Origin of the sequence: Flavobacterium sp. I3-2 (assembly GCF_013389595.1) — a bacterium.
Lineage (GTDB): Bacteria > Bacteroidota > Bacteroidia > Flavobacteriales > Flavobacteriaceae > Flavobacterium.
Genome location: NZ_CP058306.1, coordinates 1,834,613 through 1,849,129 on the forward strand (window position 1 = coordinate 1,834,613; position 14,517 = coordinate 1,849,129).

9 protein-coding genes are annotated in these 14,517 nt (G+C 32.9%); all 9 read left to right on the top strand.

From position 1 onward, the window contains the following. The first annotated feature begins 49 nt into the window (after positions 1-49). A complete protein-coding gene (locus HW119_RS08575) occupies positions 50-2,329 on the top strand; it encodes an NADP-dependent malic enzyme (RefSeq protein WP_177763365.1) in 2,280 nt (759 codons plus the stop codon). 91 nt (positions 2,330-2,420) lie between these two features. After that, a complete protein-coding gene (gene ruvA / locus HW119_RS08580) occupies positions 2,421-3,002 on the top strand; it encodes a Holliday junction branch migration protein RuvA (protein ID WP_177766585.1) in 582 nt (193 codons plus the stop codon). 3 nt (positions 3,003-3,005) lie between these two features. After that, entirely contained in the window at positions 3,006-10,295 is a 7,290-nt protein-coding gene (gene sprA, locus HW119_RS08585) for a cell surface protein SprA (protein ID WP_177763368.1), read from the top strand. A 57-nt stretch (positions 10,296-10,352) separates the two neighbouring features. Next, positions 10,353-10,733, top strand: a complete 381-nt coding sequence (gcvH, locus tag HW119_RS08590; protein ID WP_177763372.1) for a glycine cleavage system protein GcvH — start codon at positions 10,353-10,355, stop codon at positions 10,731-10,733. Further along, positions 10,723-11,094, top strand: a complete 372-nt coding sequence (locus HW119_RS08595) for a VanZ family protein (protein WP_177763375.1) — start codon at positions 10,723-10,725, stop codon at positions 11,092-11,094. Before gcvH ends, HW119_RS08595 begins: the two co-directional genes overlap by 11 nt. A gap of 43 nt (positions 11,095-11,137) precedes the next feature. Next, positions 11,138-11,881: a deoxyribose-phosphate aldolase gene (gene deoC, locus HW119_RS08600; RefSeq protein WP_177763378.1), complete on the top strand. Its 744-nt coding sequence runs from the start codon at positions 11,138-11,140 to the stop codon at positions 11,879-11,881. A 143-nt stretch (positions 11,882-12,024) separates the two neighbouring features. Continuing rightward, positions 12,025-12,870: a heme o synthase gene (gene cyoE / locus HW119_RS08605; RefSeq protein ID WP_177766587.1), complete on the top strand. Its 846-nt coding sequence runs from the start codon at positions 12,025-12,027 to the stop codon at positions 12,868-12,870. Then, on the top strand, positions 12,870-13,454 hold the full coding sequence (locus HW119_RS08610; protein WP_177763381.1) for a heme-copper oxidase subunit III: 585 nt from the start codon (positions 12,870-12,872) through the stop codon (positions 13,452-13,454). The genes cyoE and HW119_RS08610 overlap by 1 nt, the downstream gene beginning before the upstream one ends. Positions 13,455-13,521: 67 nt before the next feature. Beyond that, the gene (locus HW119_RS08615) at positions 13,522-14,508 is read left to right on the top strand and encodes a cytochrome c oxidase subunit 3 (protein ID WP_177763384.1); all 987 of its coding nucleotides are present in this window, start codon (positions 13,522-13,524) and stop codon (positions 14,506-14,508) included. Positions 14,509-14,517 lie beyond the last annotated feature (9 nt).

Below are 14,517 nucleotides of genomic sequence, written 5' to 3' on the forward strand. Positions count from 1 at the left end.
TCTAGTTAGTTGTAAATGCTATATTTGTTTGTAATAGAAACTAGAAATTATGCATAAAGACACTAAACGTAGAGAAGCACTACTTTACCATGCAAAACCAAATCCGGGTAAAATTGCTGTTGTTCCTACAAAACCTTACGCATCTCAAAGAGATTTATCATTAGCCTATTCTCCTGGAGTTGCAGAGCCTTGTTTAGAAATTGCTAAGAATGTTGAGAATGTTTATAAATATACTGCTAAAGGAAATTTAGTAGCTGTTATTTCAAACGGTACAGCTGTTTTGGGTTTAGGTGACATTGGTCCAGAAGCTTCAAAACCTGTAATGGAAGGTAAAGGTTTGTTATTTAAAATCTTTGCTGATATTGATGTTTTTGATATCGAAGTGGATACCAAAGATATTGACAAATTTGTCGAAACAGTTAAAAATATTGCTCCAACCTTTGGAGGAATTAATTTAGAAGATATCAAAGCTCCTGAATCTTTTGAAATAGAAAGACGTTTAAAAGAAGAATTAGATATTCCGGTAATGCATGACGATCAGCACGGAACAGCAATTATTTCTGCTGCTGCTTTATTAAATGCTTTGGAATTATCTGACAAAAAAATAGAGGAAATTAAATTAGTGGTTTCAGGTGCAGGTTCTGCAGCTTTGGCTTGTTCTAATTTATATTTGATGTTAGGAGTTAAGGTTGAGAACATTGTGATGTTTGATAAAGACGGTGTGTTACATACCAATCGTACCGATTTACTTCCTGTGCAAATGCAATACGCAAAAGACGTTGAAGGTTTGACTTTGGCCGAAGCGATGAAAGGAAGCGATGTTTTCTTAGGATTATCTGCTCCAAACGTATTAACTCCAGAAATGTTGTTAACGATGAACGTAAATCCGATTGTTTTTGCAATGGCAAACCCAGTTCCAGAAATTGATTACGAATTGGCAATTGCAACTCGTGAAGATATTATCATGGCAACAGGTCGTTCAGATAAGCCAAATCAAGTCAACAATGTTTTAGGATTTCCTTTCATCTTCCGTGGAGCTTTAGATGTTCGTGCAACTAAAATCAACGAGGAAATGAAAATGGCAGCGGTACATGCATTGGCTAAATTAGCTAAAGAATCCGTTCCTGAACAAGTAAATATTGCATACGGTGAAAAGAGATTGGTTTTTGGTAAAGATTATATTCTTCCTAAACCTTTTGATCCACGTTTGATAACTGAAGTTCCACCTGCAGTTGCTAAAGCAGCGATGGAATCTGGTGTTGCAACCGCACCGATTACAGATTGGGATAAATACCGCGAAGAGTTAACTTCTCGAATGGGTAATGATAATAAAATGGTTCGATTGTTAATCAATCGTGCTAAAACAGAACCTAAACGTGTAATTTATACAGAAGCAGATCAATTAAATGTTTTAAAAGCTGCTCAGATTGCTTATGAAGAAGGAATTGCAATTCCGGTTTTACTTGGAAACAAAGAAATTATTCTTGAACTTAAAGAAGAAATTGGTTTTGATGCAGATGTAGAAATTATTGATCCAAAAACAAAAGAAGAAGTTGAGCGTAGAACACGTTTTGCAACTGCTTTTTGGAATAAGAACGAACGCCGAGGAGTTACATTATTAGATGCTGAAAAGATGATGCGCGAACGTAGCTATTTTGCATCAATGATGGTAACAGAAGGCGAAGCAGATGCCATGCTTTCTGGATATTCTCGTAGTTATCCTTCAGCAATTAAGCCGATTTTGCAGATGATTCCTAAAATGCCAGGAGTTACCAAAGTAGCAACTACAAACTTGATGATGACTAAGCGCGGTCCAATGTTTTTGGCAGACACTGCAATTAACCCAGATCCTTCTGCAGAAGAATTGGCTAAAATTGCTTTAATGACAGATAGAACCGTAAAAATGTTTGGTATGCAACCAGTAATGGCGATGGTTTCTTTTGGTAATTTTGGTTCTTCAAAAGAAGAATCTCCAAAAAAAATGCGTCAAGCGGTTGAGTTTCTTCATAAACACCATCCTGAAATGATTGTTGATGGCGAAATTCAAATGGACTTTGCTTTAAATCAAGACATGCTAAAAGAGAAGTTTCCTTTCTCTAAATTGGTTGGTAAGAAAGTAAATACGCTTTTATTCCCAAATTTAGATGCAGCAAATTCAACATATAAAATGCTTAAAGAATTAAATGGCGCAACTTCGATAGGTCCAATTATTCTTGGATTAGAAGAAGCTGTTCACGTTTTTCAATTAGGTGCAAGTGTTGATGAAATGGTAAACATGACTGCGGTAGCTGTTGTGGATGCTCAAGAAAAGAAAAAACGTAAAAAATAAATATTAGATTCTTTCAACCAATCTTCTAAAGAGTTTTAAAATGTTATAAAAGTGTTAATAAATTTTTCTATTTTTGAAGAAAAATAGAGTTATGATTGCTTTTGTAAAAGGAAGATTGGTTGAGAAATCACCTACAGATGTTGTTATTGATTGTAATGGAATTGGATATCATATACATATTTCATTACATACCTATTCTCAATTACCTACCTCCGAAAATATTATCCTTCATACTTATTTTCAAGTAAAAGAAGATTCACAAACATTATATGGATTTGCTGATAAAGTAGAAAAAGAAATTTTTAAATTATTAATTTCAGTTTCTGGAATTGGTGGAAACACTGCTCGCAATATGCTTTCGCATACAAATCCTAAAGAATTGATGAATGCAATTGCATCAAACGATTTAAAAACAATTCAATCAATAAAAGGAATTGGAATAAAAACTGCTCAAAGATTGATTATTGAATTACAAGAAAAAGTTATTAAATTGTTCAATATTGAAGATTTAACTGTTACTTATCACAATACAAATTCAGAAGAAGCGTTATCTGCTTTAGAGGTTCTTGGATTTGTAAGAAAATCTTCCGAAAAAATTGTGAAGAAAATCGTCGAACAAATTCCCGATGCTTCTGTTGAAATGATTATTAAACAAGCTTTAAAAAACTTATAGAATTTGAAGGCCTTACCAAAAAAAATATTTATAAAAAAGTATATCTGGCTTATAGCTTTGTTTTGGATTTCATTCCAAACAAATGCTCAAGTTGTAACCGAAGAGAACGATGATGATAAAAATTCGAATCTTATCGGTAATATTAAAATTGAAGATGTAAAAAGTATTATCGAAGCATATACTTATGATCCATTGACTGACCGTTATGTTTATACACGCACGATCGATGGATTTGATATGCAATATCCCATGTTTTTAACTCGTGATGAATATTCAAATTTAGTCATGCGTAAAACTATGCTTGAATATTTTCAAAAAAAACAAGCTGCAATTGATGGTACTGCCACCGATGAAGAGAAGAAAGATCTTTTACCTAGATATTATGTGAATTCTAAATTATTTGAGTCTATTTTCGGAAGTAATACCATTGATTTAAAACCTTTAGGAACAGTTGAAGTTGATTTAGGTGTTCGTTATACAAAACAAGATAATCCGTTGATTTCTCCAAGAAACCGACGAACTTTTACAATGGATTTTGATCAAAAAATCACATTGAGTATGCAAGGTAAAGTTGGAACTAAATTAGACGTAAACATAAATTACGATACAGAGGCCACTTTTGGAATTCAACAACAAATGATTAAGCTTGAATACACACCTGAAGAAGATGATATTCTTCAGAAAATAGAAGTTGGTAATGTTGCCATGCCAATTAATAATTCATTAATCAGAGGAGCACAAAGTTTGTTTGGTGTTAAAACAGAATTGCAATTTGGAAAAACAAGAGTTACAGGAATTTTCTCTAAACAAAATTCCGAGTCAAGAACCATTACAACTGAAGGCGGTGGTTTAGTTGAAAATTTTGAATTTTTTGCCTTAGATTACGATGCTGATCGTCACTTCTTTTTATCTCAGTATTTTAGAGATCGTTATGATCAAGCCTTACGTAATTATCCATATATAGATAGTCGTGCACGTATTACACGTGTTGAAGTTTGGATTACCAACCGCCAAAATCGTATTGCAAATAAAGATAATAACTTTAGAAATATTTTAGGTTTACAAGATTTAGGAGAAACTCGTTTGTCAAATGTTCCGGCGGATCGTAGTATTGGAATTGATTTGAATTTGTATCCTAACTTTTTGTTGGCTCCAACAAATACGCCAACAAATAATGCCAATAACCAGTTCGACCCAGGGAAAATTGGTACAAACTTCTTGAATGTTGGAATTAGAGATATCAATACTGCAGCATCTGGATTTAATATTCCAGTTACCGAAGGGCGTGATTTTGTTAAATTAGAAAACGCTAGAAAACTTTCTCCTTCAGAATTTAAATTTCATCCACAATTAGGTTACATCTCTTTAAATCAAAAAATGTCAAACGATGAAGTGATCGCAGTTGCATATGAATATACGATTGGAGAGAAAATTTATCGAGTTGGTGAATTTGGTACTGATGGAATAGATGCAACAGTTGTAGGTCAGGATCAAGATGGACAAGATGTACCAACATCTCAAAGTTTGATTTTGAAACTTTTAAAAAGTAGTTTGACATCAACTGAAGAACCAGTTTGGGATTTGATGATGAAAAACGTTTATGTTTTACCTGGTGCTCAAAATATTACACAAGAAGGTTTTAGATTAAATATTCTTTATACAGATCCATCACCTTTAAATTATATTACACCAGTAGGAGCAACTCCATTACCAGATGATGTTGCTAACACGCCATTATTAAATGTTTTTAACTTAGATCGATTAAATTCTACAAACGATCCTGAGCAAGGTGGAGATGGATTCTTTGATTTTGTTTCTTCATCAGTTGCTGATCCTTTTGCAAATCAAGGAAATTCAAATCCGTATTCAAATCAATCTGGACCTCAAAGCACAAATACCATGCAAGGTATTACGATTGACTCTCAAAGAGGATTGATTATGTTTACGAGTGTGGAGCCTTTTGGAGATTATTTGTTTAATAAGCTTTCTATTAATGCTGGCGAGGATTACGAAGTTGATGCATCGTATAACGAAAATCAGAAAAAATACGTTTATAAGAACTTATACCGTCAATCATATTCTAGGGCAATTCAAGATGCATCTAAAAATAAATTTCAAGTAAAAGGTAAATTTCGTAGTGAAACAGGTGGAATTAATATTGGATTAAATGTTCCTCAAGGTTCAGTTGTTGTTACTGCAGGCGGAAGAACATTAATGGAAGGTTCTGATTATACAGTAGATTATCAATCTGGTCGCGTCGAAATCCTAGATCCATCTTTGGCACAATCAAATACGCCAATCAATGTAACCGTTGAGAATAATAATATGATGAGCATGAATCGTAGAACTTTCTTCGGAGCTCATGTTGAACATACATTTAATAAAGATGTTTCATTAGGAGCAACTTTCTTGAGATTGTCAGAAACACCTTTGACAGTTAAATCTTCTTATGGTCAAGAATCTGTAAACAATACGATGCTTGGTTTGAATTTTAATTACAATGCTGATGCACCTTTTTTAACACGTTGGGTAAACAAACTGCCAAATATTGATACAGATGTTCCATCGAATATTAGTTTCAAAACAGAATTTGCTTATTTGATTCCGGGTAATTCAAAAGTGGATCAAATGAATGGAGAAGCTACTTCGTATGTTGATGATTTTGAAGCAACACGTACAAATATTGATATTTCTTCTGCAAATTCTTGGTATTTATCAAGTGTGCCTGTTGGATTTGGAGCAGAGCAAACCGATTTATCTTCGGGTTATAAAAGATCAAAATTATCTTGGTATAATATTGACCAAGTATTTCATTCATCTTCTCGTCGTCCAGATGGAGTTTCTGAAAACGACGTTTCTTCAAACAGAACAAGAAGAATTTATAAGCAAGAATTATTTCCAACGATGGATATTGCTAATGGAGAAAACTTAACAATTAATACGTTAGATTTAACTTACTATCCAAAAGAGCGTGGACCTTATAATTTCAATCCTCAATTTTTAGCGAATAATTCATTCACAAATCCTCAAGATCATTGGGGTGGAATTATGCGAGCGATTTCGACATCAAACTTTGAACGTTCGAATATCGAATATGTCGAATTTTGGATGTTAGATCCATTTACTGGTAATCCAAATGATGTTGCAGACTTTAATAATATTGGAGAATTAAATTTAAATCTTGGATATATTTCTGAAGATATTTTACAAGACGGATTGAAACAATATGAGAATGGATTGCCTGGAGCAAACGGACAAGGTTCTACTTTGAGTACCATTTGGGGTAAAGTTCCTGCATCAACCGCTTTAATTTATGCTTTTGATACGGATCCTGCAAATCGTGCGATTCAAGATGCTGGTTTAGATGGTATTCTTGATGGACAAGAAGCAACTCAATTTCCACAATTTGCTCAGTTTGCAGATCCAGCTGCGGACAATTATGAGTATTTCTTAAATGCAACAGGGAACGTTTTGCAACGCTATAAAAACTATAATGGGTTACAAGGAAATTCACCTGTAAGTTTTTCTGATAATGATCGCGGAGCTAAAAACTTACCAGATGTTGAAGATATTGATGGTGACAATACCATGAATACAATCAACGCATATTTTCAATATAAAGTGCCGATTAGACCAAATCCAGTACTTGGAGAAAATTATGTAGTGGACGTACAAACTACAACAGCTCAATTACCTAATGGTGGAACAACGCCAGTAAAATGGGTTCAATATAAAGTGCCAATTTCAGATTTGCCAGAATTTGCAGTCGGAGCAATTTCAGATTTACAATCAATTCGTTTCATGCGTATGTTTGTAACTGGATTTACAGATGAAGTTACGCTTCGTTTTGGTAGTTTAAATTTAGTTCGAAGTGATTGGAGACGTTATCAAGAATCTTTAGTAGAAGATCCAAATATCAATCCATTAGGAACAAATACGGGATTTGATGTGACGACTTTAAATATTATTGAAAATTTTGCTCGCCAACCTATTCCGTATGTTTTACCTCCAGGATTGGTTCGTGAACGTGTAAATCAAAATAATACAATTATTAATCAGAACGAACAATCGTTATCTTTACGTGTTTATAAACAAAGTCAGAATGTAACTTCGACAAATGGTTTAGAACCTGGAGATTCGCGTGCAGTTTTCAAATCTGTAAATGTAGATATGCGTCAATATAAAAAATTACGTATGTTTTTACACGCCGAATCTTTAGAGTCACCAATTGCTTCAGATCGATTAAAAGATGATGAAATGGTTGCGTTTATCCGTTTCGGAAATGACTTTACAGAAAATTTCTATCAAGTAGAAATTCCATTAAAAGTTACTGAATGGAATACTACAGATCCGAATGAAATTTGGAAATTAGCAAATGAGATTGAACTTCAATTAGATTTATTAACTAAATTAAAAAACCTAAAAAATAAAGACGCAAATTACGATCCTCGATTTATCTATTTCAAAGATGAAATGGAGCTTGATCCTTCTTTGGCAACAAAAGTTAATAAGTTAAGAATAGGAGTTAAAGGAAATCCAAACTTCGGATTGGTTCGTAACATGATGTTGGGTATCCGCAATAATACAGATATTTTATATGCAAATACAGGAACACCAAGAGATATTCGAGGAGATGTTTGGTTCAACGAATTGCGTTTGTCTGATATGGATAAAAAAGCAGGTTGGGCGGCTGTGTCAACAATCGATGCAAAAATTGCTGACTTTGCAAGTATAAACGCATCAGCAATGAAATCAACAATCGGTTTTGGTTCTATCGAGCAAGGACCGCAAGAGAGAAGTCGTGAAGATGTTTTTCAATATAATATCGCTACGGCAGTTAATGTTAATCAGTTATTACCTAAAAAATGGAATTTAAATATTCCGTTTAGTTATGCGATTTCAGAAGCAACCATTACGCCAGAATATGATCCAAATAATCCGGATGTTCGTTTAAAAGATATGATGGATCAAGCTTCGTCAAAATCAGAAAAAGATGCAATAAAAGAACGCGCAATCGATTATACAAAACGTACAAGCATCAATTTCATAGGCGTTAGAAAACAACGAAGCGAAGGTCAAGCTCAGAGATTTTATGACGTAGAGAATTTCTCTTTGTCTCAATCGATTAATGTTTTAGAGCAGCATAACTATGAAATTGAAAGTGTTTTAGATAAACAGACCAGAACAACTTTGGATTACGCTTATTCATTCAAACCAATGAATCTGGAGCCGTTTAAAAATGCTAAAGATTTAAAAAGTAAGCAAAGTTTAAAATTGTTGACTGATTTTAATTTGAATCTATTGCCAACAAATATAACTTTCAATACAAATGTATTACGTCAATATAATCGTCAGAAATATCGTTCATTAGAAGTTGAAGGTATTGCAATAAAACCACTTTATAGAAGAAATTATAATTTCAACTATAATTATGGATTCAATTTTAATTTGACCAAATCATTAACTTTAGGATATGCAGTTTCTGTAAACAATATTGTTAGAAATTACATGAACGAATTTAATGTTGTAAATAATGATTTAGATGTTTGGGATGGGTATTTCGATGTTGGAGAAGCAAATGCAAGAATGCAACAATTTAAATTGAATTATAAATTACCAATTAATAAAATTCCTTATTTATCATTTTTAGAATCAGATTATGCTTATACAGGAGATTATAGTTGGCAACGTTCTTCAGATGCATTTTCGAATGTTGATTTCGAAGGAGTAAATTATCAACTAGGTAATACAATTCAAAATGCAAATACACATCGTTTGAGTACAACTTTATCGATGGAAAGATTGTATAAAGATGTTGGATTAGTTCCAAGTTCTCAACGTAAAAAGAAAGAAACTACTAAACAAGCACCACCTAAGCCAGGAGAAAAAATTGAACGAAATCAAGTTGCTAAAAAAACTGAAGAAAGTAAGTCAAGTGAGTTTGCAGATGCTTTAATTGGAATTGCAACTTCGATCAAAAAGATTAGAATCGATTATAACGAAACAAACGGAACGGCGCTTCCTGGTTTCTTACCAGGTCTAGGTTTCTTTGGTTCGACAAAACCAACAATGGGCTTTATTTTCGGAAGTCAAGCAGATGTTAGATACGAAGCAGCAAGAAGAGGTTATTTAAGTGTTTACCCAGAATTCAACCAAGAATTCAGCCGTGTAAATACCAAGCGTTTACAGTACAACGCAGATATTCGTCCGATACCTAATTTAACCATAACATTAAGAGGAGATAGACAATATTCAAAAAGCTTAAACGAACAGTTCGATGTTGAAAACGGAATTTATAATTCGCGTTCACCTTATGAATATGGAAATTTTGGAATTTCAACTATTTTAATCAAAACGGCTTTTAATAAAAGTACAGTAGATTTTTCGGAAACATTCAATACTTTCCGAGCAAATAGAATCATTGTTGCTAATCGTTTGGCTACAGAAAGAGGAATCGATTTGAATAATCCTGCGAACATAGATCGATATGGATATCCGGTTGGTTATGGAAGAACAAATCAAGAAGTTTTGATTCCGGCATTTTTATCTGCATATACAGGAGGAGATGCAAGTACAGTTAAGAAAGGAATTTTTAGAGATTTTCCACTTCCAAATTGGGATGTGAATTATTCGGGTCTTGTTCGTTTACAATGGTTCAAATCTCGATTTAATAACTTTAATTTGAAACACGCGTATCAATCAAATTATACGGTAAACTCATTCCAAACAAATTATGAGTACCAAGTTAATCGCGATGTGTTAAATACAATGGGTAATTATCCATCAGAAACGGTGGTAGGAAATATCAATTTAACAGAACAATTTAGACCATTAATCGGAATTGATTTCCAAACAAAATCAATGTTCAAGTTCAACGCTTCTATCAATAGAGATCGTTTACTTTCGATGAGTTTTGATAATAATTTATTGACCGAAGTTCAAGGAAATGATTACGTTTTAGGAGTTGGATTCAGAATCAAAGACGTTCGATTTAATACAGATATCGAAGGTGCTCCAAACGGAGGAACAATCGTAAGTGATTTGAATGTTAAATTTGATTTTACTTGGAGACAATCAACAACGATTATTCGTTATTTAGATTACGAAAACAATATTATTGGAGCGGGAACAGACCGTTGGACAATTGATGCAACAGCAGATTATATGTTTACCAAAAATATTAGAGGTGCGTTCTATTACAGTCATGATTTTTCAAAAGCAGTTATTTCTACAGCTTTCCCTGTAACCAATGTTCGTGCTGGATTTAGAATAAGTTATAATTTCGGAAATTAAAGCTTAAAAATTTTTGAATTATTAATAAAGTTATACATTTGTAAAAAACAAATTAAAATGAATATACCAGCTAATTTAAAGTACACAAAAGACCACGAGTGGGTAAGTATTGAAGGAGATGTTGCAACTGTAGGAATTACAGATTTCGCGCAAAAAGAATTAGGAGACATTGTTTATGTTGAAGTTGAAACTTTAGATCAAACTTTAGATCAAGACGAAGTTTTCGGAACAGTTGAGGCAGTTAAAACAGTTTCTGATTTATTTTTACCATTAGGTGGTGAAATTATCGAATTCAATGAAGAGTTAGAAACTGAACCAGAATTAGTAAATACAGATGCTTACGGAAAAGGTTGGATGATTAAAATCAAAATTTCTGATTTAGCACAAGTAGATTCATTATTATCAGACGAGCAATACAAAGAGTTAATTGGAGCGTAAATTTAGAATTGGATTTGCAATTTTTTGGACTGTTTTAATTCCAATTCTTTGTTTGATGAGTTTCTCAAATATCAAGCAAGTTCAACAAATTAAGATTCCGAATATCGATAAAATAGTTCATTTTATACTTTATACTTTGTTATCTTTTTTTTGGATGTGGAGTTTAGTTAAAAAGAATATACCAAATTCATTTAAAAAATGCGCTTTACTTATTTTTATTGTTGGTAGTTCATTTGGTATTTTGATTGAGATAATTCAAGAAAATTTTACCAAAACCCGTTCAGGTGAATTTTTAGATGTGATTTGTAATTGCTCTGGAATTTTAACTGGAATATTAATAAGCAAATTAATTTCAAAATAATAAAAACCTCACTAACTTAGTGAGGTTTTTTAATTATAACAACATGGAATTAAATACATATTTAGACGCAACCTATCTGAAAACTCCTGCAGATAGTGGATTAACTGAGCAAGAAACAAATCAAAATGTTATTGAATTAATCGAAGATGCCATCATAGATAATTATAAATTGGTTATGATTCGCAGTAATTACATCGCATTGGCTAAAGAAATGTTAGCTAAAGCAAAATCTAAAGTTCAAGTAGGAACAGTAATCGATTTTCCTTTTGGAACTGGAGGATTAGAAAAAAAATTAAAAGAAGCCCAGAATGCAATAGATTTAGGTGCAGATGATTTAGATTTCGTGGTCGATTATCAAGCCTTTAAAAAAGGTGAAATTGACAGCGTTTCAACTGAAATTTTAGAAGGAACCAAGTTAGGTTTAGAAAATAACAAAATTGTAAAATGGATAATTGAAGTTGCTGCATTAACAGATAAAGAAATTGTTCAATTGACAACTTTGATCAAACGCATTGTGATTTCAAATTTTAAAGAAAATGATTACGACAACGTTTTCGTGAAATCATCAACAGGTTTTTTCAAAACACCAAATGGAGAGCCAAATGGAGCGACCGTTCACTCAATAGTTTTAATGTTAGAAAACGCTTCGCCATTACCAGTTAAAGCGTCCGGAGGTGTTCGTACAACTCAAGAAGCAATTGATATGATTAAACTAGGTGTTAAACGAATTGGGACATCTTCGCAAAAAGCAATTTTATTCGGACAAAAAGGAAATAGTAATTATTAGAAGTTTAACAGATACTTATTTGAGGAATTGTGGTGTTTACCAATTTTTTAAAGTATATTTGCACACCATTAAAATTACAAAATATTACTATTTTGGAACAAATAAATAATAAAAGCATTACCCTTTTTTCTGAATTTAAAGCAATGACCAAAGCTGGTTTGGCTGTAAGTGTTGTTTTTTCTACAATTGCAGGGTATTTTTTAGCTGTAAATGACTGGAGTGAAGTTAATTATGTAACTCTTGTTTTGTTAGCTGTTGGAGGATATTGTATGGTTGGTGCATCAAATGTGTACAACCAAATTATCGAAAAAGATTTAGATGCTAAAATGGATCGTACCAAAAATCGTCCGGTAGCTTCTGGTCGAGTTTCTCCAAAAACTGCCCTGACAATGGCAATTATTCTGACGATTTTGGGTGTCGCAATATTGTATGTTGTAAATCCTAAAACAGCTATGTTTGGTGCGATTTCAATTTTTCTTTATACAAGTGTTTATACACCATTAAAAACTGTAACACCATTATCGGTTTTTGTAGGAGCAATTCCCGGGGCAATTCCGTTTATGTTAGGGTGGGTTGCAGCAACTGGAGAATTTGGTATAGAGGCAGGTATGCTTTTTATTATTCAGTTTTTTTGGCAGTTTCCTCATTTTTGGGCAATCGGTTGGTTTTTGTATGACGACTATAAAAAAGGTGGATTCTCAATGTTGCCAACTGGTAAACGAGATACCAAAACTGCTTTGCAGATTATATTATATACAATTTGGTTGATATTAGTTTCTATTTTTCCAGCTTTTGGTTTAACAGGAAGATTGTTTTTAACACCAATTGCAGCTGTTTTTGTTCTGTTATGTGGATTGTGGATGTTGTTCGCAGCCGTACAGTTATATAAGACAAGAACCGCAAAAGCAGCTCGTTCATTGATGTTGGTGAGTGTTTCGTATATTTCGTTGATTCAAATTATATATATAATTGATAAATTTATTAGATAATGAATACGTTAGAAGTTAATAAAGAACGCATAAAAAAGGAGAAAGCTTATAAAACGATGCTATTGTTAGGGATGGCAAGTGTAGTAATGATTTTCGCTGGCTTAACGAGTGCGTATGTGGTTAGTAGTAGTAGGCCAGATTGGTTGAATGATCTTAATTTGCCTAGTGCTTTTTTATATAGTACAATAATTATGTTGATAAGTAGCTTTACTTTTCACATGGCAAAGGTTTCTATAAAGAAAAATAATCGTAATTTAACGTCAATCTATTTAGGGATTACTTTGTTGTTAGGTATTCTCTTTATAGCTTTGCAATTCACAGGTTTTTCGCAAATTGTTGCGGAAGGATACTATTTTACAGGAAGTGAAAGTAATGTGACTATGTCTTTTTTGTATCTGATTGTTTTGGTACACATGGTTCATATTATTGGATCTTTAATTTCGTTATTAATAGTAATTTATAATCATTATAAACAAAGGTATAATGCAACTCAAAGTCTTGGAATAGAGTTAGGTGCAATGTTTTGGCACTTCTTGGATTTCTTATGGTTGTATTTATTTTTATTTTTTACTTTTTACAATTAGTGAATTTACTTTTCTTGAATAGAAAAAATGTGTAAATTTGGGAACTTTTTAACTTTTTAAAATTTTTATGGGAGCGACAGTTACTACAGCAGCGACTAAAGAAAAAGTCTGGGGGGGAGGAGCATCACAGCAACCTCTAGGCGCAAGCTACGGAAAAATGATGATGTGGTATTTCATATTGTCAGATGCATTAACATTTTGTGGTTTTCTTGTAGCCTACGGTTTTACAAGATATAAATTCATTAATTCTTGGCCAATTGCAGATGAGGTGTTTAATCACTTTCCTTTTTTACATGGTGTAGAAGCACCGATGTACTATGTGGCATTAATGACATTTATTTTAATTTTCTCTTCAGTAACTATGGTTTTGGCTGTAGATGCTGGACACCAAATGAAAAAAAACAAAGTAGCTGTTTACATGCTTTTAACGATTGTGGGTGGTTTTATTTTCTTAGGTTCTCAAGCTTGGGAATGGAAAAACTTCATCACAGGAACTTACGGAGCTGTAGAAACTCAAGGTGGGCAAATTTTACAATTTGTTGACAAAGATGGTAAGCGTGTTGCGTTAGCTGATTTTGCTGATACTTCAATTCCAGATGAGCGCGTAGCTTTAAACAGAAGCGAGGCTTATTGGTTTTTAGGAAACTCAACACCTTCAACGTATTCAGTAGCTCAAATTCAAGCAGGTTTAGAAAAAAATCCAAATATTTTAATTAGAACGCAATTTGACGAAGGAAGACATAAAAAAGTAATTCTTTCAAGAGAAGAATCTCTAGCTCAAGCTTCAGAATTTAAATATGTTGTTGAAGGAGCTAACTTAGTAAGAAACGAATACGGACATAAATCATTCGCAGATTTATTCTTCTTTATCACAGGATTCCACGGATTCCACGTTGCAACAGGAGTTTTACTTAATATCATTATTTTCTTTAACGTATTGTTAGGTACTTACGAAAGAAGAAAAAGCTATGAAATGGTAGAAAAAGTCGGATTATACTGGCACTTTGTAGATTTAGTTTGGGTGTTTGTATTTACATTCTTCTACTTAGTATAATATTTAAAT

What these genes read in the sequence shown, in the direction of transcription:
- HW119_RS08575 (WP_177763365.1), top strand. Translation starts at nt 50, where the DNA reads ATGCATAAAGACACTAAACGTAGAGAAGCACTACTTTACCATGCAAAA.
- ruvA (WP_177766585.1), top strand. Translation starts at nt 2,421, where the DNA reads ATGATTGCTTTTGTAAAAGGAAGATTGGTTGAGAAATCACCTACAGAT.
- gcvH (WP_177763372.1), top strand. Translation starts at nt 10,353, where the DNA reads ATGAATATACCAGCTAATTTAAAGTACACAAAAGACCACGAGTGGGTA.
- deoC (WP_177763378.1), top strand. Translation starts at nt 11,138, where the DNA reads ATGGAATTAAATACATATTTAGACGCAACCTATCTGAAAACTCCTGCA.
- cyoE (WP_177766587.1), top strand. Translation starts at nt 12,025, where the DNA reads ATGACCAAAGCTGGTTTGGCTGTAAGTGTTGTTTTTTCTACAATTGCA.
- HW119_RS08610 (WP_177763381.1), top strand. Translation starts at nt 12,870, where the DNA reads ATGAATACGTTAGAAGTTAATAAAGAACGCATAAAAAAGGAGAAAGCT.
- HW119_RS08615 (WP_177763384.1), top strand. Translation starts at nt 13,522, where the DNA reads ATGGGAGCGACAGTTACTACAGCAGCGACTAAAGAAAAAGTCTGGGGG.